17 protein-coding genes are annotated in these 21,234 nt (G+C 46.1%); 7 read left to right on the top strand and 10 right to left on the bottom strand.

Translation table 11 applies throughout. From position 1 onward, the window contains the following. Window positions 1-35 precede the first annotated feature (35 nt). From NSQ68_RS01350 to NSQ68_RS01325, 6 genes are all read right to left on the bottom strand, one after another. Window positions 36-881 carry an ABC transporter permease gene (locus tag NSQ68_RS01350; RefSeq protein ID WP_013308329.1) on the bottom strand — a complete coding sequence of 282 codons (846 nt, stop codon included), beginning with the start codon at window positions 879-881 and terminating at the stop codon, window positions 36-38. Between the two features lie 4 nt (window positions 882-885). Then, window positions 886-1,836 carry an ABC transporter permease gene (locus tag NSQ68_RS01345; protein WP_023986565.1) on the bottom strand — a complete coding sequence of 317 codons (951 nt, stop codon included), beginning with the start codon at window positions 1,834-1,836 and terminating at the stop codon, window positions 886-888. Window positions 1,837-1,908: 72 nt separating this feature from the next. Then, a complete protein-coding gene (locus NSQ68_RS01340; protein WP_342427730.1) occupies window positions 1,909-3,528 on the bottom strand; it encodes an ABC transporter substrate-binding protein in 1,620 nt (539 codons plus the stop codon). A gap of 156 nt (window positions 3,529-3,684) precedes the next feature. Next, window positions 3,685-4,047, bottom strand: coding sequence for a DUF1304 domain-containing protein (locus NSQ68_RS01335; protein ID WP_342427729.1), 363 nt, complete (start codon window positions 4,045-4,047; stop codon window positions 3,685-3,687). Window positions 4,048-4,177: 130 nt separating this feature from the next. Further along, the gene (locus NSQ68_RS01330; RefSeq protein WP_342427728.1) at window positions 4,178-5,689 is read right to left on the bottom strand and encodes a PAS domain-containing protein; all 1,512 of its coding nucleotides are present in this window, start codon (window positions 5,687-5,689) and stop codon (window positions 4,178-4,180) included. 258 nt (window positions 5,690-5,947) lie between these two features. Then, on the bottom strand, window positions 5,948-7,201 hold the full coding sequence (locus NSQ68_RS01325; RefSeq protein WP_029516893.1) for a cation:dicarboxylase symporter family transporter: 1,254 nt from the start codon (window positions 7,199-7,201) through the stop codon (window positions 5,948-5,950). A 212-nt stretch (window positions 7,202-7,413) separates the two neighbouring features. On the opposite strand from NSQ68_RS01325, the gene NSQ68_RS01320 reads away from it, so the two are divergent. Both NSQ68_RS01320 and NSQ68_RS01315 read left to right on the top strand, forming a co-directional pair. Further along, window positions 7,414-8,718, top strand: coding sequence for a sensor histidine kinase (locus NSQ68_RS01320; RefSeq protein WP_342427727.1), 1,305 nt, complete (start codon window positions 7,414-7,416; stop codon window positions 8,716-8,718). Between the two features lie 5 nt (window positions 8,719-8,723). Next, complete coding sequence (locus tag NSQ68_RS01315; protein ID WP_307353756.1) at window positions 8,724-9,653, top strand: response regulator; 930 nt, start codon at window positions 8,724-8,726, stop codon at window positions 9,651-9,653. Window positions 9,654-9,857: 204 nt separating this feature from the next. On the opposite strand, the gene NSQ68_RS01310 is transcribed toward NSQ68_RS01315, so the two are convergent. Further along, window positions 9,858-10,361, bottom strand: a complete 504-nt coding sequence (locus NSQ68_RS01310) for a MarR family transcriptional regulator (RefSeq protein ID WP_039274092.1) — start codon at window positions 10,359-10,361, stop codon at window positions 9,858-9,860. A gap of 103 nt (window positions 10,362-10,464) precedes the next feature. Beyond that, a complete protein-coding gene (locus tag NSQ68_RS01305; protein WP_342427726.1) occupies window positions 10,465-11,964 on the bottom strand; it encodes a monooxygenase in 1,500 nt (499 codons plus the stop codon). Between the two features lie 305 nt (window positions 11,965-12,269). Here NSQ68_RS01305 and NSQ68_RS01300 point away from each other — a divergent pair, with 305 nt between their 5' ends. Together NSQ68_RS01300 and NSQ68_RS01295 are read left to right on the top strand one after the other, a co-directional pair. Continuing rightward, window positions 12,270-12,767, top strand: coding sequence for a DinB family protein (locus NSQ68_RS01300; protein WP_342427725.1), 498 nt, complete (start codon window positions 12,270-12,272; stop codon window positions 12,765-12,767). Window positions 12,768-12,971: 204 nt separating this feature from the next. Next, the gene (locus NSQ68_RS01295) at window positions 12,972-14,171 is read left to right on the top strand and encodes an MFS transporter (RefSeq protein ID WP_342427724.1); all 1,200 of its coding nucleotides are present in this window, start codon (window positions 12,972-12,974) and stop codon (window positions 14,169-14,171) included. Between the two features lie 20 nt (window positions 14,172-14,191). Here NSQ68_RS01295 and NSQ68_RS01290 read toward each other — a convergent pair whose 3' ends face one another. Beyond that, entirely contained in the window at window positions 14,192-15,013 is an 822-nt protein-coding gene (locus NSQ68_RS01290; protein WP_342427723.1) for an endonuclease/exonuclease/phosphatase family protein, read from the bottom strand. 5 nt (window positions 15,014-15,018) lie between these two features. Next, window positions 15,019-16,683, bottom strand: a complete 1,665-nt coding sequence (locus NSQ68_RS01285; RefSeq protein ID WP_307353750.1) for a PTS transporter subunit IIBC — start codon at window positions 16,681-16,683, stop codon at window positions 15,019-15,021. Between the two features lie 242 nt (window positions 16,684-16,925). Between NSQ68_RS01285 and NSQ68_RS01280 the strand changes: the two genes are divergently transcribed. The 3 genes from NSQ68_RS01280 (at window position 16,926) to pgmB (ending at window position 21,060) form a co-directional block, all read left to right on the top strand. Next, the gene (locus NSQ68_RS01280; protein ID WP_307353749.1) at window positions 16,926-17,933 is read left to right on the top strand and encodes a LacI family DNA-binding transcriptional regulator; all 1,008 of its coding nucleotides are present in this window, start codon (window positions 16,926-16,928) and stop codon (window positions 17,931-17,933) included. Window positions 17,934-18,087: 154 nt separating this feature from the next. Beyond that, complete coding sequence (locus NSQ68_RS01275) at window positions 18,088-20,370, top strand: glycoside hydrolase family 65 protein (protein ID WP_341071514.1); 2,283 nt, start codon at window positions 18,088-18,090, stop codon at window positions 20,368-20,370. Window positions 20,371-20,394: 24 nt separating this feature from the next. Beyond that, window positions 20,395-21,060 carry a beta-phosphoglucomutase gene (gene pgmB / locus NSQ68_RS01270; RefSeq protein ID WP_342427722.1) on the top strand — a complete coding sequence of 222 codons (666 nt, stop codon included), beginning with the start codon at window positions 20,395-20,397 and terminating at the stop codon, window positions 21,058-21,060. Window positions 21,061-21,234 lie beyond the last annotated feature (174 nt).

Below are 21,234 nucleotides of genomic sequence, written 5' to 3'. Positions count from 1 at the left end.
AATGGGCCTGTACTATGAATCTATGAAACTGTAAATCATCGTTTTACTAATTTGGGTTCAAAGCCTACACGCAGCACATCTCCCAAAACATTAAAGCTCAACACAGTCAGTAAAATAAGCAAACCCGGGAATAATGCCATATATGGGGCCTGTGCAATATATCCTTGGGCATTATTCAGCATACTGCCCCACGTAGCGTTCGGCAGCTGAACCCCAAAGCCGAGGAAGCTCAGTGACGATTCCATCATAATCGCTGAAGCGATATTGTTCGTCGCCCCTACGATAATTACCGGAATCAGATTCGGTACGATGTGCTTCATAATAATACCAAACGTACTTTGTCCCGAAGCTTTGGCGTACAGCACATACTCCCGTTCGCGCAGCGTCATCGTCTCTGCGCGGACCACCCGGGCGATGTTCATCCACATGAGCAGGGCGATAATGACAATGATATTGCCGACGCCCGGCTTCAAAAACACACTCAGCAGCAAAATAACCAGGAAAGACGGAATCGACATGATTAGCTCCAAAACCCGCATAAGCAGATTATCGATCCATCCTCCAAAATATCCGCTCACAATACCTACCACTGCACCAATACTGGTCGCAATAATCATGGACGCGAAGCCTACCAGCAATGATACACGTCCGCCGTACAGTGCTCTTGTAAAATAGTCCCGCCCATAATCATCCGTCCCAAACCAGTGTGCCGCTCCCGGTGGTTGGAGACGCTCCAGCACGTTCAACTTATTCGGGTCCTGCGGCGATAAAAATGCGAAAATCGCCCCCAGCGAGAATACGATCAATAGTATGAGGGCGACGGCGCCCATTTTGCTCGTCATCAGCTCAATCCCGATGTTGCGCCATTTGCTCCGATTCATGAATTCACCTCGTTGATTTAATTCTCGGGTCCGCAATGCTGTACAAGATATCCGCAAGCAGATTACCCAGGATCAGCAGCAGAGCAGAAAATAAAGTAATCCCCATGATGACGGGGTAATCCATCCCTTTCACCGCCGTCATGCCCAGCGAGCCAATGCCCGGCCAGGAAAATACCGTCTCCGTCACAATGGCTCCAGCCACTAGGTCCGCAACCGACATTCCAAGCAGCGTAATGATGGGCAACAGCACATGCTTAAGCACATGTCGAAACAAAACCAGTCTTTTTCCAGATCCGAACGCGTATTGAATCTGCACATACTCTTCCTTGAGCTGCGTAATCGTGCTGGAACGGATGTACCTCACATACACAGACAAAAAGCCGAAGGCCAGTACAAAACATGGTAAAATCCCATGCTTGATTACATCTAGCACCGAGTCCGTACCGATGGTACGCATTCCTGTACTCGGAAGCCAATGCAGATAAATCGCAAACAAATAAATAAGTAAAATACCGAGCCAAAATAGCGGAACAGAAATTCCGATGTACGACATCAGATTAATGAGCTTGTCGATCCAGCGATTCCGATTCGCCGCCGCCGTCAAACCGAGTGGAATGGCAATCAGCACAGCCAGTATGATGGAGGCGCCCATCAACCCGGCTGTAGCCGGCAGACGATCGAGAATCTGATCCAGCACAGGCTGGTGATTAATTAGCGAGTAGCCGAGATCACCCGTTAGACTCTTTTTAAGCCATAATATGTATTGCACATAAGCGGGCTGGTCCAGCCCCAAGCTATGCCTCATTCGTTCAATGTCTTCCAGATGCATATTCGGTGTAACAAAAGAGAGAACCGGATCACCTGGAGCCAGCTTGATCAAGCCGAAGCAGACGATGGACACAAAAAATAGCATCGGTATAACTTGCAGCAACCTTCTGGCGATGAGTTGTCTCATACGTTTCCCTTCCCCTTGCTGTTTTCGAAAAAAATAAGCTGGTTAGCCCAGCTTATTTTTGAAAACCCTGTCTTATTTGTGATAAATTTTGGACAAATCCTCGAAAATCACGACCGGCTTCAGCACAGCCTGATCAATACCGCCATACTGCTTGTCGAAAGCTACAATAGTCTTGGTGTAAGCAATCGGATAGATGACAGCATCCTCAGCCAGCAGCTCTTGTACCTTTTTATAAATTTCTCCACGTTTAGTCGTATCCGACTCACCCGCGCCCTCTTCCAGCAGTTTATCCACTTCTTTATTTGAATAATGCGAATAGTTGGAGGACGATCCGGTGCTATACAAAATACGATACGCGTCAGGGTCATACCCCATGATATAGCCGCTGATCGCCAGGTCGAAGTCCTTGGCATTCGTATCGACGAACTTCTGCGACCATGCCGATGAATCCATGCTGTTCACGTCCAACTGAACGCCTATGTCCTTGAGCTTCTGCTGGATATAGAGTGCTTGTGCTTCCTGTACCTTGTTGCCGCCCGGAATGATAATGCGCAGCTTCAGTCCTTCAGCGCCAGCCGATTTCAGCAGCTCTTTTGCCTTGTTCACATCATTATTGAAAAATGCAACGTCGTTCGTGTGATACAGTACATCCTGTGTCAAAGCAGATTTCGCAGTGTCTGCATAATCCTTGGAGCCATAGGATACTTGAATCAATTCGTCCTGATTCAGTGCGTAAGAAAGCGCCTGACGCACTTCTTTTTTGTTCAACTGCTTCGTATCACTGTTTTCATTAAACATCAGGTAAGCCAAGCGACCTTCACTGTAAGGAAAAATGTCAAACTTTTCTGTTGCTTTAATGGTCTCCACGTTTTGCGGATCGAGATAGTTTACATTAATCTCACCATTTTGAAGGGCCAAATTCGCAGCATTTGAATCTTTAACAATCCGGTATGTTACTGAATCCAGATGCGGCTTTCCACCAACATAGTTATCGAACCGTTCGAGTGTAACGTACTCACCGGTTTTGTACTCTTTAAATTTGAAAGGGCCTGATCCAATCGGAGAGTTGTTTTTCGTGCTTTTCTCAATATCTGCTTCATTCTCGAAAATGTGCTTCGGAATCGGGGATACCTGTACCAATGCTGCCTCAAAAGCAGGAGCTGGCTGAGGCAGCTTGAAATCCACCGTTGTATCATCAACCTTGCTCGCCTGAACCGGTTTGCCATTAACCATAAAATTACTTCTCAAAAAGCTGTGCTGCTTCTCGTCCAAAATTTTGTTAATGGTGAAAACAACATCGTCAGCTGTCAGCTTCTCGCCATCATGCCAAGTCAGATCTTTTTTAAGTTTTAGTGTATAAGTCAGCTTATCTGCTGAAGGAGTCAGACTGTCTGCCAAATAAAATGTCTTTTTGCCATTGTTCACCTGAAACAATGGTGCGAATATCGCCTGGTCTATCGTCAGACTTACCCGATCACCCGCATAATTCGGATTCAGCACCACCGGATCAGCTTGTACGCCAATGATCAGGCTGCCACCATCTTTAGGCTGTCCGTTATCAGCTGTTGTGGTAGCTGTGTCGGGCGTATTCCCATTCGTCTCAGACGTAGATCCAGAATTCCCGCCGGAGCATGCACTTACAACCAACATCAATACAATGAATACCAATACACCAGTCAAATTACGACGCATCGCTCTAGCCCCCGTGTCCTCTTAGTATGTAATGAATTTATTATAAATCGGAATAGTCGGATTTACAATCGGTCAAAAACTGTTTATTCCCCTTGTCATTAGCATTCCAGACATTATGTGATCGAATCTAGAAAAAGACACCCGTTAAGGGTGTCTTCAGAAAATCCACAAACTGATTAGTGCCAGGAAGGCAGGCAGACCTTGCTTTAATAAAATAGACTTATTGGCAGTTAATGCACCATATACCGCAGCCACTACCACACAAATGACAAAGAATAATTGGATTTGCCGCCCGATTACAGTATCCGGATAGAACAAGCCCCACACCAATCCGGCTGCCAAAAAGCCATTGTACAGCCCCTGATTTGCAGCCAAGGATTTGGTCACTCCTGCCAGTTCCTTCGAGGTGCCGAACGTACGCATCGCCCGCGGAGTCGTCCACAGAAACATTTCCAATATTAGAATGTACACATGCTCCAGAGCTACAATTCCGACCAATATTGAACTAAGTAAGCTCAAGTATATTCCTCTTTTCCACATAAAGTTACTATGAGGTGATTTTTAGATCTATCCTCGAAAAGTATAGTTCATCTTCCAAAAACAGTAAAGAGACCGCGCCTAAGGCCCGGCCTCATTTCTACATGAAGCCTTACATCGTTCTCGCGAAATCCAACAAAGCTTTGGACATGCTGTTGATCTCGTCTGTAGATGCATTCACTTGCTGTGTTAGCGCGGCTTGTGTTTGTGTCAGCGTAGACATATTTCCGATATTGTGCAGAATACGCTCGATGAGTGTCTTCATTTCGTCCAGACTGGTCTCGATATTTCCGGTCGCATCAGCACTGTGAATAGCGAGTTTTCTCACTTCATCTGCGACTACCGCAAAACCCCGCCCCTGCTCGCCCGCACGCGATGCCTCAATGGCAGCATTCAGACCCAGCAGATTCGTTTGATTTGCAATCTCTTTAATGAAGTTGGAAATGTTTTGTGTCTCTTCTGCACTGACTTTGGCTTGATTCGCTGCGTCTGTCGATTGCTCCTGAGCCGTAGCCAGCTCCTGGGCCTGGTTACTAACCGAATTAACACCATTCACCATTTCCGTAATGGAATCGGAGAGATGCTGGATTTTGAGCGTGAGTTCATCCGCAACAGCCTGCTTTTCCTTTTCCACAGTTATATCACGGATTGTCCCGGCAATACGAATAGGTACTCCCTTACTATCGCGTATGCTTCTTCCACTGTTTTGATACCAGCGATATTCGCCATTTTTACTTTGCAAGCGACACTCCATATCATATGGCGTACGATCTGAATAATCATTTAAATGATCAACTACAGCCTTAAACGCATGCTCGGCATCGTCAGGATGTATACGCGAGCTCCAACTGCTCAGTACACTTGGGAAGTCCTGCTCATTCGTGAAACCCAAGGTGTGGCGGAATTGCTGGGACCACCAAAATATATTATCTGGGTTCTCAATGTCTCCATCAGCCAGAATGACGTCATATGGAGCCTCCACCAAAACACGATTAATGAGATCGTATCTTGTAACCAATGCCTGAAGCTCCTCAGACTTAATCTTCTGATCATGCACATCCAACAGAGCGCCTGCAATCCGAAGCGGCACTCCCTGCTGGTCGCGGATCGTTGTTCCGGTAGCCCGGAACCAGCGGTATTCCCCATGCTTCAGCTTCAAACGATACTGTACGTCATAAGGCGTTTTTCCCGTATAGTCCAGTAAATGATTGGACAATTCTGCCAAAGACCTGTCATAATCTTCGGGATGCAGCCGAGATGACCAGCTATCTAATACATTAGGGAAGTCCTTTTCGCTCTGATACCCCAGCATAGAACGGAATTCTTCTGACCATGTGAACGTATTACTTGGATTGACAGGATCACCCGCAATGACCTCCATGTCCCATAAGCCAATCTCTATAGCCTTGGTAACAAGCTTCAAACGGATATCAACATGTTGAGCATCATTTTTCATGGACTCTATCGCTTGGTTAACATTGTTTGCGATTTCTTGAACCTCAGGAGAAGCTGAGGAAACCTGTATTGCAGCAGAATAATCTTTTTGCTGTATTCTTTGTGAAAGTTTGCGGCTTTCTTCTACTAAAGGAGCAAGTGATTGAGACTCATTTTTCTTGAGAAACATACATGATCTTCCCTTCTAAGCCAATATATAAAACGGTATAATTTAATATCGGAATTTTATTAAGAATCATTATAATTAAATCTTTAATTATATAGGCATTAAGACTTATTTTTCATGTCCATATACCTATAATTCCATACAGAAATCATCGAAAAATGTCGAAAAAGGAAGAATTCTAACAGGTCTGGAAACAGAAAGAGCACCTTTGCATTACTGCGCAAAAGTGCTCTTTCTGTCAACTATTCAGTTCGTTATATCTTATTTAATTGAAGCAACGTATTCCTCGCCTTTTTCTTTATCATATTGGCCTTCCCATTTGGACATGACCACAGCAGCAAGCGAGTTACCTAATACATTAACTACCGTACGCGCCATATCCAGAATGCGATCAATACCAGCGATAAAAGCCAAACCCTCCAGCGGGAGGTTCACTGCTCCAAGCGTAGCGAGCAAAACGACAAAGGAAGCACCCGGCACACCTGCAATACCTTTGGAGGAAATAATCAGTACTAGTACCAGCGTGATTTGTGTCGTGATTGGCAGATCAATGCCGTACATTTGGGCAATGAAAATTGCAGCCAGTGCCTGATACAGGGTGGAACCGTCCAGATTAAAAGAATACCCAATCGGAATGACAAAGGACGTAATTCCTTTAGGACATCCGAACTTCTCCATCTTCTCCATGATCTTAGGCAGAACACTTTCCGAACTGGCCGTCGAATATGCAAGCAGCAGCTCACTCTTTAAAATTTTAATCATGGTCCAGAGACGGGTACCGCAAAGCTTGGCGATAATTCCAAAAACAATCACAATGAACAGCGCCATGGAGCCGTACACCGACAAAACAAGCTTCAATAACGGCCATAATGAAGCCAACCCAAACTTGGCCACTGTCGTTCCAATCAGTGCGAATACTCCGAACGGAGCCAAGCGCATGACCTGATTGGTTACCCAGAACATGGCGTCGGCTACGCCCTCAAAGAAATTCAACACGGGCTTGCCCTTGTCACCAATCGCCGCTACCCCTAGTCCAAACAGTACGGAGAAGAATATAATAGCGAGCATATCTCCCTCGCCCAGAGCTTGAATAACATTGGTAGGAACAATATGCACAATCGTATCTATAAAGCTATGCCCTGACTTCTCTGCAGTCTCCACATAGGAATGGATATCACTCTTCGCCAGGTGGGACATGTCCACGCCGTCACCAGGTCGAACCAGATTAGCAACAAGCAGTCCGAACAGGATGGCGATTGTCGTTACAATCTCAAAGTACAGAATAGACTTTCCGCCAAGTTTACCTAGTTTTTTCATATCGCCCACGCCGGCAACGCCGATAATGAGCGTTGAGATCACAATAGGCACGACAATCATCTTGATCAAGCGGATGAAAATATCGCCGATTGGCTTTAAGTAGACTTCCACCCCTGAATTGCCGTAAAATAAGGCACCAATAATAATACCTAAAGCCAGACCGATAAAGATTTGCATCGTCAAATTAATCTTTTTCACTTCGTGTCCCCCCCTGGCTGATTTGTATATTTTTGCAGTATGCTGTTCTTAATATTCAAATGATGTTATTTATACTACAATCTGATCTATAAAAACCGACAATTATCTACAGCTGTATTTATTTTTTTCTATAAATTCACAAACTTTAACGACGAGCCTGTGAATTTAGCTCACATTGCCTTTCTGACTGAATACCCAGGAGGTGAATATGGATGAAGTTGAACACGCTCCTTTTCCTGCTCATGCTTGTATTTGTACCGCTCGCAGGTGAGCTGAATATTCACCCGTTCGCTAATACATTCCGTCTCAGCTTTGGTACGCCTGTATTTTTTTTCTTTCTGTTATCTATTCGTCATATTCCGCCTGCATTATCGGGAGTGCTTGCAGGGATAGCGGTAGTCGCCTTTCGCATCTTACTCAATCATTACACTCAGCCCGGCCTTCCCTTCGAAGAGTTGCTGATCCTGCATGGCCCTACCTTTTTTTATTACATGGTCTACGGTCTGCTCTTTCAGCTCCTTAACATTAATGCTGAGCCTTACCGCGCACTCCGTGTGGGCATCCTCTCTGTAGGGATTGAGGTTGCCGCAAGTGTGTCGGAACTTAGCGTCCGGTGGAGCATTGACGGCGACTTCTGGGACATCATTAAGATCAGTAAAGTAGCTTTTATGGCTATGATCCGCAGCTTCTTCGTGCTTGGGTTTTATAATATGATTCGGTTAAATCAATCGGTCCAGCATGAAGAGGCACAAAGACAGCAGACGGAGCGAATTTTACTTCTTGTATCGGACTTGTATGAGGAGTCGGTCCAGTTAGGCAAAACGCTGTCACATGCAGAACAAATCACTCGTGAAAGCTACGAACTGTACCGTGAGCTGCAGCAGGATGAATCTCTAAAGGATAGAGAACATTACGCCAGACAGGCACTTCGTATTTCCGGACAGGTTCACGAGATTAAAAAAGATAGCCAGCGGATTTTTGCTGGTTTGTCCAAGCTGATTGATGCCGAAAGCGGAGTGCATTACATGGCTTCCCAAGAGCTTGGGGAGCTCATCATCCGAACGAACAGCAAGTACGCCCAATCACTGGATAAGTCTATTCGTTTTACCCTAGATGTCGATCCTTTGTTGCCCAAGCTACATGTTTATACCGTTCTGACACTCATTAATAACCTGACAGCCAATGCGGTTGAAGCCATGAGGGACGACGGAAGGATTGACGTTTCTATTCGCTGTCTTCCGGGAAAAGAGGATATAGCTTCCTTTAGTGTTACCGACAACGGTCCAGGTATTCCTCAGCGGAAACGGGAAATGGTCTTCACACCAGGGTATACGACCAAGTATGATGAGGGAGGACAGCCGTCGACCGGTATGGGATTGTTTTATGTACGTGAGGTCGCGGAGAGCCTTGAAGGAACGATTGAACTGCAACAGATTGAGGAAGAGAATACAGATAGATTACAGACCACTTTTAGAATTACATTGCCTTTACGGAAACTGACGGAGAAAGGAAGATAGCCCGGATGCGTTTTTATATTGTGGATGACGATCAGGGAATTCGTTCTATGCTGGCAGACATTATTGAAGACGAAGGTCTAGGGGAAGTCATCGGGGAGGCAGAGGATGGTTCCTACGTGAATAGCGGCCTCCTGGAGCTGAACCGGATTGATGTATTGCTAATTGACTTGCTGATGCCGCTTCGTGACGGCATTCAGACCGTGCGTGCACTCGGCGATCAATTCAGCGGCAAAATCATTATGATTTCTCGAATCGAATCCAAAAACATGATCGGCGAGGCGTACTCGCTCGGTATTGAATATTATGTGGCCAAGCCTTTGAATCGACTGGAGATTATTGCAGTTATTCATAAGGTGGCTGAGCGTCTGCGCATGCAGCAGTCGATTACGGATATCCAGCGGACGCTTCAAGAGTTGTCGATGTTCACATCGAATAACCCAACGGCAACGATTGAACCGACCCGAAACATCGTAACTTCTGGGCAGTTTCTGCTCTCCGAAATGGGAATGATCGGCGAAGCCGGGAGTATGGATTTACTGGACATGCTGGAATTTCTGGACCAGTATGAGGAGGAAACAGGCAATCTGTCTCCCTATCTGTTCCCGCCGTTGAAGGATATATTTGCTAATGTAGCGTCCAAACGGTTAGGTGCTTCAGCCTCAGCAGTAGAGCTGAGTAAGGAAATCAAAGCATCGGAGCAGCGTGTCCGCCGCGCTATTTTCCAGACGCTAAGCCATATTGTATCGCTCGGGTTGACTGACTATACCCATCCTAAATTTGAAAATTATGCATCCAAATTTTTTGACTTTACAGAAATCCGCAAAAAAATGCTGGAGCTGCAAAACAATGTGGAGCCTTCACTGTCCCAAGCCCGCATTAATACGAAAAAGTTCGTACAGGTGCTCTATATGGAAGCAAAACGGCTATTGCATTAAGCATTTTGCATAACTCCCAAGAGTATTCAAAAATCAGCAATATATAGATCGGAATGGGTTAGTCCGTCTATATATTGCACCTTCGAGCGTTGGGAATCGAATTATGCAAAATGCTGGCATTAAGAGAAAAAGCACCTGCATCTTCCCATGTGGCTATCACACGGAGATAAAACAGGTGCCCATCGTTGATGATTAGATATCCCTTTAGTCCAGACTCTTTCCCTGCCACTCCATAGCTTCCAAGAGATCTACACCATCGGACAGCAGACGTTTCAAGACATTCAGTTCTTCCGAGCTGTAGCGATTTAAAAATTGAAATAACTGCTGCTGTACCTCAGCATGCAGCCGCTCATGTACAAGAAAGAGTTTTTTTCCCAACGGGGTTAGCCGAAAATAAATTTCTTTTTTGTTGTCGTTCAGCTGGGTTCTGCGAATCCAGCCTTCCTTGAGCAGCTTGGTGCTCACTTTCGAAACGGTACCTTTGCTCAGCTCCATTCGTTGCGCTAAGGTTGTAACATTGATCGGCTCATGCCGCCCGATACAATCCATAACGTGCACATCCGTCATATTGAGCGAAGTCATTCCATCAAAATGCTCGCGGATTTCTTCGAGAAAGGTCATGCTTTCTCTCTGCTGATGCTGCTCCCACTGATGATTCATCTTAATAAGCAAATCATAGACATGCTGAACCGATGTCGCCTTTTCCATACGAACAAATAGTCACTCCTTTGGCAAACTCCTCCTTTCATTATAGCCCACATTTGTTGCACAAGAAACAATATGGTCATGTTATGAACATACCCTTTCCCTTTTATATCAATGTGGCAATGCCTTCCTTAATCACACTCAATATATCCGTTTGTTTCATAGAAATGGCCCAAGCGATATACCCATCCGGACGGATGAGAACCGTATGCACATCTTTCCATCCCACGGGCAATTCTTCGACTACGGCCTCCACATATGAAATATGTGAAAGTGAGCTATGGCGAAACTCATTCGATACCTCATTATCCTGTGCAAGATGGAGAAGTACAAAGCGGCCTTCATGAAGAAGATCGTAAGCATACGATGTCATTCCGTCAGGCAAATGCAATTCAAAATCAGCAAACCGTTTCCCGTTCAGTGGATGCTGCGGTATATTGCCAACCGCTGGATAACATACATCCAGTGCACTAATCTGCTCTGCCATAGATTGATTAATTTCCGGATGGCGGAACCATTCCTCATGTAATTGGCGGTGTGCCAATACAGCAGGCGTAAAGCCCAATAAGCGGGTCTGAACCTCGGTATTCCGTAAGAACTGCGTATTAACCGGATAACGTTCGTCATGATAGCTACTCAGCAGCGTGTCTGGAGCCCAGCCACGAATCACTCCGGCCAGCTTCCATCCCAGATTTGCCGCCTCTTGCAAGCCAACATTCATTCCCTGTCCACCTGCCGGGAAGTGGATATGCGCAGCATCACCTGCTAGCAGGATTCTCCCTTTACGATAGGTCTGCGCCTGCCGTGTTGCATTCCCGAATCGAGATAACCAGCGAGGATTGGATACGCCAAGATCTGTACCGAGCAGATCATACAGTCCTGTCTGCACTTCTTCCAGCGTCACAGGTACGTCCTTCGGAATCTCCATCATTTGCGGTGTAGTCAAAATAACCCGATAAATATCTGGATACACGGGGGCAATCATCACCCCACCTCGTTCACTATATTCGGAATGTACGCCACTTTCAGGCGGATTGGCTAACTCTACATCCGCCAATACAGCGGTCAGAGTCGTATCCGTGCCCGGAAAAGCAATCCCGGCTTGTTTACGCACGATACTCCCAGCCCCATCCGCTCCTACGACATAAGCAGCAGTCATTACCGATACATTGGCTTGTGGTCCAGAAGTGCATACACTCACCACCTCTACGCCCTGCTCGCGCTCTCGCACAGATACCACTTCCATGCCACGATGGACGACAACTCCCAGCTTGAGCGCATGCTCCTCGATCACTTGCTCTGTAATCACCTGTGGAATAAACAACGTATAATTAGAAGAACTATCAAGCACAGAAAAATCCAAGCGGGTATTCAGCATTGAAAAGTGACCCGTACGTATAGGTCTGCCGCGCTTCATAAACCGCTCCTTCAATCCACGCATATCAAACATCTCAAGCGTCCGTGGATGTAGCGTAAGCGCACGCGACTGGCCACTAGGCTCCTCTAAACGTTCAATTACACATACGCTTACGCTTGCTAATGCCAACTCAGCAGCTAACCACATTCCAACAGGTCCGCCGCCTACTACAATCACTTCGTAATCCATGTTCACACCCCTATCTAAAATCTTTATTTCCACCACCTAATTGTTTCTCATGAAACAATATATACATACAGAAAGCTCCCCTTAACATTTCCGTATATATCAAACAACATATACAGCCATTGTTTATTGTTTCTATTGAAATAATATTATTGTAATTTAATTGAGAACAATTATCAACTACTTTTAAAAAGATTTCTACCCTTTACTTTAAACCATGCATCCATTTCCATTTCATAAAATATAATTGTATAATCGTTAAATGAGACTAAGCTAAAACAAACTCTCTATAGAAGGGATGATCATACATGTCAGATGCAAACCAATTATTCGGTCAAGCACTGGTTAAATCACTGGTCGGGGAACGTGGACATATTCGAGTAGCTCGGGCTTTACCAGACATTGACGTCGAGCTGGCAGGGAAGAAACATGCAGAAATGCCCTACAGCATTTATCAACTACTGAAGCATATGATTTACTGGCAGCAATTTATGCTGGAGCATTTGGAAGGACGGAAGCCCCAGCTTCCGGGCAATGTCATGGAAAGCTGGCCCGAAGAGACTGGACCGCAAAGCGAAGAGGCATGGCAGGCTCTCATTAACGAATTTTTACAGGGCATAGATCAGGCTGTACAGATTGCCGAAACCGCGCAACTGGATGATTCACTAGCTCATTTCCCAGGTGAAACGAAAGCAGGACTGCTGCGGAATATCGCTTCCCACAATTCATATCATTTGGGTGAAATCGTACTGCTACGCCGGATTTATGGAGCTTGGCCACCACCAGGAGGCGGCTTTCCAGCTTAAAGGCAACACCACGCTCTAATCAAGATTTCCCCCATCCGCTGCTTCATACCTCCATCATTGCATTGAGATTTAGGCACCGCGAAGAACTCGCTCGCGTACCCTATATGGGAGCCCGCTAACTCGACTTGAAGCCGTTCATCCGTAATCAAGTGCAATCCGAATAACGGTTCTCATGATGCAAGATCAAAGAGAGGTTTCGAGGTTATGGTGAGACACTTATATTTAAATCGTAATATCGCCTGTATGATCGTGATCAGCCTTATTGCTAACATGAGTGGAAGTATGATCCTTCCACTCTTTGCTATTTATGTAGAGCAATTCGGGATATCCGTACTCGGCATGAGCATTTTATTTTCTCTGTTTTATGTGGGGAGATTTCTTGGTGGGGGCTTGGCAGGACGAATTTATGAAAAGATTGGCGCAAAACGCTTGGGGTTGAGCTTGCTTATTGCTGAAATCGCTTGTATGCTCCTGTTTCCAATTGCAACAAGCTTCATCATTTTATCCATACTGAGACTCCTCCAGGGCTTGGTAGCTATAGGGCTAACCGTCTTTGTAAGAGTCACGATCAACCATATGAGCACCCCAGAGAATCGAGGTACGCTCAATGGATATATCAGCAGCAGTGAAGGTGCCGGTATGATTTTGGGGCCTCTTATGAGTGGAGCTATTGTTTCTTATTTTTCTTTATCCATTCCGTTTTATTTCGTTGCTATTTTCTCATGTATATCCTTCGTTGCCGTTTCAAGAATGACCTTCCTCCGTTCTCCCTTAAAGCCACAAGAACAGCATTCGCCCCCTCTAAAACCCAAAGGAAAAACCATGTTAACGAAACAATTACTTGTCTATTCTACCGTTCATTTTCTTGAAATGAGTGCATTCGCTATATTTTTAACGTACTTCTCCATATATGCAACCTACAAGCTCCATTGGAGCCCCGCAGAAATTAGCTTAGCTTTTACAATTATCGGCATATCGACCTTCATATCAGCACCCTTTATTGGCAGAATATCTGATCTACTTAAGGATCGCTTGATGCTTTGTATCCTCGGTCTATTGTTGATCATGGTGGAAATCATCTTATTTCTTTGGTTTACAGAACCGTGGATCGTATACTTAGGGATGTTCATCGGAGGCGTAGGAGGAGCCAGCTATCTGGATTCCTTTTACTCACAACTAGGGGACGTTATTCCTGAGGAGAATAGGAGCTCATTTATCGGCAACGTCGTATCTTTGTCCGAATTGGGGGCCATTGTGTCTCCGATCATCGCAGGGGCACTCATGGAACGATTTAGCATCAACACTCCCTTTTACTACAATTTGATCTTGGTGTTGATTGCTATGGTTATTCAATATGTCATTCGTTTCAAGTCAAAACCTATAAGAAAAAGGCCAATTGCATAGGCAAATGGCCTCCTTTTTCATCACAGCTCCAACTCAACTGCAACCCCAAAATGATCCGATACAACTGGTCCTGTTTTCCCGTTCAGTACAACGGTTGAGGATTGTACCTGTGCAGCCTTATTGGAGAAGATAAAGTCAATGCGGAGCGGCTCCGCATTACTTTCCCAGCCAGCAATAGCTTTAATCACCGTGTGGCCATCATCACGTACTGCTGCATTCGGATAGGTGTCCGACCAGCCGGATTGCAGTACATAGTCATATCCTTCTCCGCGCACTTCAGCCGCGTTGTTGAAATCACCCATCATAAACACAGGAGTCGGAGCAAAAGAATTTAGCACTTTGGTTGTACGATCCCATAGTCCACGGAAGGATTCTTCATCATTCCACCAGTTAAAATGTCCACTTACAAACCAGGCCTGAACTCCGTCCACCACATTTTGAATACCGACAATTTTACGCGAGCGGTAGTTGTCATAATCCTGTAGCGAGGAAACATATTCGTTCACCGTAGCTGTAATCGGTGTTTTCGACAGAATCGCCAACCCCTCGTCGTATTTAGCAAAACCAACATGCGCGGGAGCCCACGTCCAATGATAGCTATCAGACAATAGCCCGTTCAGCACATACGCATAGTTATCACGCTTAATGACAACTTCAGGATCTGCGCTATGGTAAGTGCCCAAATCGTCGGCTGACAAAGGAGCCTCTTCCATGGACTGGTTCACTTCCTGTAAAGCAATGACATCAAACTGCTGTTCATCAATAAAGGCAGCCAGTTGCTTTAGCTTATCGTGCTGATTTTCTTCCATCCAAGCATGTGCATTTAAGGTTAACAACTTCAAAGTAATCACCTGTTGAGTATGTCTTGTATATCTGATTTAAGCACATCAGCCTTCGGTCCGTAAACCGCCTGCACCCCATTATCTACTTTTATCAAGCCCAAGGCACCCAGCGCTTTCCACGTCTTTTCGTCCCCAACGGCATCTGTATCCTTCACCGTCACACGCAGACGGGTCATGCAAGCGTCCACCTCGACAATGTTCTGCTCACCCCCAAGTGTCTTGATGATATCCGTAGCCAGTTGATTTTGAGTGGAAGTAGCTGCCACACCCTCTGTCTTCGTACTCCCTGCCTCGGAAGTCCCTTGAGGCTCCTCATCCGTATAGTTCCCCAGTCTTCCCGGCGTAGCCATTTGGAATTTACCGATCATAAAATAAGCGATAAAGTAGGTTGCTACCGCAAACACCACACAAGTCAGCACGAAGTTAATAATATCCTGCACCAACCCCGCATTTATAGACAACGGCATTCGAGTCAGCAGTTCAATCATACCAAATGAATGTAAACGCAAATGTATGATGTCGGCCATTCCGAACGCAATACCGGTAAGAATAGCATAAACCACATACAGCACAGGCGCCACGAACATAAACATGAATTCCAGTGGCTCCGTTACCCCTGTTAAAAAGACAGCTGCGGCTGCCGAAAAGATCATCGACTTGTACTTGCTGCGTTTGTCTTTGTCTACACGGCGATACATAGCCACCGCTAGTCCCATAAGGATACCTGCTCCACCAATCATTTGTCCTACCTTGAAGCGGGCAGGCGTCACGCCTTCCAACAAGCTATTGTAGGCTGTCGGATCGGTACCACGAAGCGCACTCAGGTCACTTGCCCAAGCCAGCCACAGCGGGTCTTGCCCGGCAACGACGCTTCCTGCCCCGGAACCTGTAAGCGTCGTGTAAACGCCTCCAAGTTGAGTATAGTTAATAGGAACGGTCAGCATATGATGAAGTCCAAAAGGAATCAGCAGTCTTTCCAGTGTACCATAGACAAATGGCGCTACAAAAGGAGCCGATTCTCCCGAAGTCGCCAACCAAATGCCGAACTGATTGATCCCTCCCTGGACAAATGGCCAGATGGCAGACATGATCAAACTTACGATGACAGACCATAAAATCACGACAAAAGGAACAAAACGTTTACCGTTAAAAAAGGCTAAAGCGTCCGGCAGCTTGCGGTAGTTATAGTACTTGTTAAATACCACCGCTCCGACGAATCCGGAGATGATACCGACAAACACGCCCATGTTAAGTGCAGGTGCTCCTAAGACAGAGGTAAAATAACCACTGACCGGAATCGATGCACCGAAGAGTGTATGGGTGGTTGCTCCCTCCTGGGTTAACATCTTCGACGATACGCCCAAAATCGTCCCTGTTGAAACATTGATGAGAATAAAGGCAATTAAAGCAGCAAAAGCCCCGCCCGCCCGTTCCTTAGCCCAGGAACCACCTATCGCTACCGCAAATAGAATGTGTAAGTTATTGATAATACCCCAACCCAAATTCTCCATGACCCCGCCGACGGTCAACCAGAAATGAATATCACCAGCCAACATCGCCACTACTTTACCAAGCGAAATCATAATCCCGGCCGCCGGCATAACCGCAACAACCACAAGCAGTGCCTTCCCAAGCTTTTGCCAAAAATCAAATGATAGAAGTTTTTTCATGCTCGTTCAGTCTCCATCCCTTATAGTATGTATAGCATGGGTAGTACTCAAAAAATATTATGCAATCGGTTGCACAATTATTATAATGATATCGCTTTCTATTAGCAATACCCTAATTGTAAATACCTTGGTTAATAATGATAGAAATACTCGAAAAAACCGCGAATTTGTTGATTTTCGAGCAATATCGTATGATAGAACATAATATTTCCTGCTTGAGATAGCAAAAGGAGACGAAGACGATGGCAGTAACCATCAAAGATGTCGCAAAACGTGCTAATGTTGCTACCTCCACCGTATCCCGCGTCATTCAAGACAGCCCCAAAATCAGCGAAGCTACCAAGGCACGTGTCCGTAAAGAAATGAAGGCGCTTGGCTATGAACCCAACTATTCAGCTCAGAGTCTGGCTAACCGAGTCACACAGTCAATTGGCATTATTATGCCTGAATCGGATGTGGCGATCTTTCAAAATCCTTTCTTTCCGGAAAGTCTTCGCGGGATCAGTGAATGGGTAAACGAGCACAACTATACACTGTCGATTGTCACAGGCAAAACGAGTGATGAATTGCTATCCCGCGTAAAGCTGATGACCCGGACCGGACGCGTTGACGGCTACATTGTCCTGTACTCCAAGCAAAAGGATAGCATCGTGGAGTATCTTCACAAAGAAAAAATTCCCTATACCGTAATCGGCAAGCCTCAACAGTTTGTCAGCGAAACCACCCATGTAGACAATGATAACTACCAGGCTGCCAAGGATGTGGTCACTTATTTGACTGGGCTGAATCATCAGCGCATTGCTTATGTTGGCGGTGATCAGGAACACATCGTGAATCTTGAAAGACTCCGAGGCTACCAAGATGCGCTACGAGAGGCTGGCTTGCCTCTACCGAAGGAATACGTGGTCAGAGAGCCCTTTAATCTGGAGGACATGCGCGCGTTATTGCAGGCTACACCGCCGCCTACTGCGATGATCGTTAGCGACGACCTTGTAGCCATGGCCGTACAGAAAATGCTTGCTCAGTTAGGCGTGTCCATGCCAGAGCAGTTATCCATGGTGAGCTTCAATAATCTAATGCTGGCTGAGCTGATGAATCCCCCTCTTACATCCGTGGATATTGATATCTTTACTCTGGGTTATCAGGCTGCCAAAAGCCTGATTGAAAAAATCGAAGACCCCAAGGAACTGACCAAACACATCATTGTGCCCCACCGAATCGTGGAGCGCAAATCCAGCCAGGTACTATGAATCTCTAAGAAATGAACAAGAACTGATTTTGTGGATATCCATAAAATCAGTTTTTTTGCGTTGACAGGGCAAACGGTTGCACTATATACTGAACTCGCTCATATATTGGTCTCGTTAAAACAACGATCTCATTTTCCGAGAGGGGTACGCACTCATGGTTTACAACCGATTATTTGACGTAGATAGTTGGAAGCTGACAACACACGCTCTACATAGCACACACATGCGATTACAGGAAAGCTTAACGTCCATAGGCAACGGTTATATGGGCATGCGCGGCAATTTCGAAGAAACGTATTCAGGGGATCATCATCAAGGAACTTATATCTCCGGTGTATGGTTCCCCGATAAAACAAAGGTCGGCTGGTGGAAAAACGGCTATCCTGAGTATTTTGGTAAGGTCATCAATGCCATGAACTTCATCGGCATCCGTCTGATCGTAAACCAAGAGGAAGTAGACTTATTTACGGCACACATCAGCGATTTTGTGCAGGAGTTGGACATGAAACAGGGGATCCTGCGACGCACCTGCACCGTGAACGATCAGGTTCGTATCACTACGGAGCGTTTTCTGAGCATCATCACTCGTGAGCTATGCCTGATTGATTACCAAGCAACGAATATAAGTGAGCAACCTCTAACTATAGAGCTTGTCCCCTATTTGGACGGCAATACGAAGAATGAAGACACGAACTATGATGAGGTTTTTTGGCTGGAGGAGGCTCGAGAGGTTCAGGAACAATTCATCAGCCTATCCACAACAACTATAGATAATCCCTTCGGTATTCCGCGCTTTACCGTAAACGCTACCATGGGTATTGTGACCGAGGGACAGGATCAGCAGACGACGGAAGAGGGCTTTTTGTATGCTGCACGCCACTATCAATACAGCGTTGCTCCGGGCGACAGTATCCAGCTGCAAAAATTTGTGGCTGTTACCACTTCACGAGATATGGAAAAGGACGCATTGATTCCACAAGCTGAACGCATCGCCGTAGAAGCTGTGAACAAAAGCTACACTTCTCTTAAACAAGAGCATGTCGCAGCTTGGGCCCGTCGTTGGGACAAAGCAGATGTAGAAATAGAGGGAGATACGGAGGCCCAGCAGGGAATACGCTTTAACATTTTCCAGCTGTTCTCTACGTACTACGGTGAAGATGCCCGTCTGAACATTGGTCCCAAGGGCTTTACAGGTGAAAAATATGGCGGTGCCACCTATTGGGACACAGAAGCATATGCCGTACCTATGTACCTGGCGCTCGCAGACCCGGATGTAACCCGGAATCTGCTGCTGTACCGTCATCAACAACTGGAGGGTGCCAAGCATAACGCAGCCCAGCAAGGGCTTCGAGGAGCACTGTATCCTATGGTCACTTTTACGGGTGTGGAATGCCATAACGAATGGGAAATTACCTTCGAGGAAATTCATCGTAACGGTGCCATTGCCTACGCCATTTACAATTACACCAATTATACGGGGGACTTGACCTATCTGCATGACTACGGCGTAGATGTACTGGTCGAAATTAGCCGCTTCTGGGCCGACCGGGTTCATTTTTCCAAAAGCCAGCAGCAGTATATGATCCACGGGGTTACCGGGCCAAACGAATACGAAAATAACGTCAATAATAACTGGTATACCAACACGCTGGCTGCATGGGTTCTGAAATATACCCTATCGGTCTTGCCTCAAATTTCGACTGAGAAAGCGCAGCGCCTGGCAGTTACGGCTGATGAGCTTGCACATTGGCAGGATATCATCACTCACATGTATTATCCCTATGATGAGGAGCGGGAAGTCTTCGTACAACACGATACCTTTATGGATAAGGATTTGCAGCCTGTATCCGCCCTTGATCCCAGCAACCTTCCACTAAACCAGAAATGGTCATGGGATAAAATCCTGCGTTCATGCTTCATTAAGCAGGCAGATGTGCTGCAAGGGCTGTATTTCTTCGGAGACCAGTTCACGCTGGAGGAAAAAGCGCGCAATTTTGCATTTTACGAGCCCATGACTGTTCATGAATCCAGTCTGTCCCCGTCCATTCACGCCGTGCTGGCTGCCGAACTCAAAATGGAGGAAAAAGCAGTCGAGATGTATAAGCGGACGGCCCGTCTGGATCTGGATAACTATAATAACGATACCGAAGACGGCCTTCATATCACTTCCATGACGGGAAGCTGGCTGGCGATTGTACAGGGATTTGCCGGGATGAGAACCTATAATGAAACATTAAGCTTCTCCCCCTTCTTGCCTCAAGACTGGACCAAATATACGTTTAAAATCAACTATCGCGGTCGCTTGCTAAGTATTCTCGTACAGGAAAATGAAGTGATCATTACCCTGTTGGATGGAGAACCGCTGACGCTAGAGCTGTATGGACAGCCAACGCACATTACCAGTGGGCAGCCGTTAATGACGAACAGCGTTTCATAAATCGGGCAGACAGGGGGAAACCAAATGAAGGCAGTCATTTTTGATCTGGACGGAGTCATTACAGATACCGCCGAATACCATTTTCAGGCATGGGGCAGCTTGGCGGCAGCGTTGAACATCCCTTTTGATCGGGAATTTAATGAACAGTTAAAAGGAATCAGCCGTACGGAATCGCTCGACAAAATACTGGCGCGCGGTAATCTGTCCAATACGTTTTCAGAAGAAGGCAAGCAAGAACTAGCCACACGGAAAAATACGGAGTATCAGCGGCTCATCTCAGCTGTAACTCCCTCGGACATTCTTCCAGGCATTAAAGCGCTTCTGACAGAACTTCGTGAAGCCCGAATCGGCATCGCGCTGGCCTCTGCAAGTAAAAATGCAGCGTTTATCCTGGAGCGACTGGAGCTGGCGTACTATTTTGACAGTGTGGTGGATGTTACCGCCATTCGGCATGGCAAGCCTGACCCGGAAATTTTCCTCACTGGAGCTGCAAATCTGGGCGTTCAGCCTGCCGATTGTATCGGTATAGAGGACGCACAGGCTGGCATACAGGCGATCAAGGATGCCGGGATGTTTGCGGTCGGTGTAGGAACACCTTCAAAAATGCAAGGTGCAGATATCGTGGTAGCCACGACTGCCGAGCTTTCTCTGAGCATGTTGGAGGCACATTTTTACGAGTTCAAAAAGTGACTCCACTCGGAGGAATTTATATGGCGTTATCTCTGGGAGAGAGTACCCTCGCCTCATATGTATGACCAAAAACGGACACCACTGGTGTTCGTTTTTGTTTATTACATACACTCAAAGACCTCCCTCTGTCTCTCGCGTCTTCAGCTCCTCCATCGTCAAACACAATAGATTACC

This window comes from Paenibacillus sp. FSL L8-0158, from assembly GCF_038592965.1.
Lineage (GTDB): Bacteria > Bacillota > Bacilli > Paenibacillales > Paenibacillaceae > Paenibacillus > Paenibacillus polymyxa_D.
Note: the sequence above shows the minus strand (reverse complement) of the source record. Positions and strands in the feature narration are given on the sequence as shown.

Coding starts and splice junctions, on each gene's coding strand:
- NSQ68_RS01350 (WP_013308329.1), bottom strand. CDS start 881: ATGAATCGGAGCAAATGGCGCAACATCGGGATTGAGCTGATGACGAGC.
- NSQ68_RS01345 (WP_023986565.1), bottom strand. CDS start 1,836: ATGAGACAACTCATCGCCAGAAGGTTGCTGCAAGTTATACCGATGCTA.
- NSQ68_RS01340 (WP_342427730.1), bottom strand. CDS start 3,528: ATGCGTCGTAATTTGACTGGTGTATTGGTATTCATTGTATTGATGTTG.
- NSQ68_RS01330 (WP_342427728.1), bottom strand. CDS start 5,689: ATGTTTCTCAAGAAAAATGAGTCTCAATCACTTGCTCCTTTAGTAGAA.
- NSQ68_RS01320 (WP_342427727.1), top strand. CDS start 7,414: ATGAAGTTGAACACGCTCCTTTTCCTGCTCATGCTTGTATTTGTACCG.
- NSQ68_RS01315 (WP_307353756.1), top strand. CDS start 8,724: ATGCGTTTTTATATTGTGGATGACGATCAGGGAATTCGTTCTATGCTG.
- NSQ68_RS01310 (WP_039274092.1), bottom strand. CDS start 10,361: ATGGAAAAGGCGACATCGGTTCAGCATGTCTATGATTTGCTTATTAAG.
- NSQ68_RS01305 (WP_342427726.1), bottom strand. CDS start 11,964: ATGGATTACGAAGTGATTGTAGTAGGCGGCGGACCTGTTGGAATGTGG.
- NSQ68_RS01300 (WP_342427725.1), top strand. CDS start 12,270: ATGTCAGATGCAAACCAATTATTCGGTCAAGCACTGGTTAAATCACTG.
- NSQ68_RS01295 (WP_342427724.1), top strand. CDS start 12,972: ATGGTGAGACACTTATATTTAAATCGTAATATCGCCTGTATGATCGTG.
- NSQ68_RS01285 (WP_307353750.1), bottom strand. CDS start 16,683: ATGAAAAAACTTCTATCATTTGATTTTTGGCAAAAGCTTGGGAAGGCA.
- NSQ68_RS01280 (WP_307353749.1), top strand. CDS start 16,926: ATGGCAGTAACCATCAAAGATGTCGCAAAACGTGCTAATGTTGCTACC.
- NSQ68_RS01275 (WP_341071514.1), top strand. CDS start 18,088: ATGGTTTACAACCGATTATTTGACGTAGATAGTTGGAAGCTGACAACA.
- pgmB (WP_342427722.1), top strand. CDS start 20,395: ATGAAGGCAGTCATTTTTGATCTGGACGGAGTCATTACAGATACCGCC.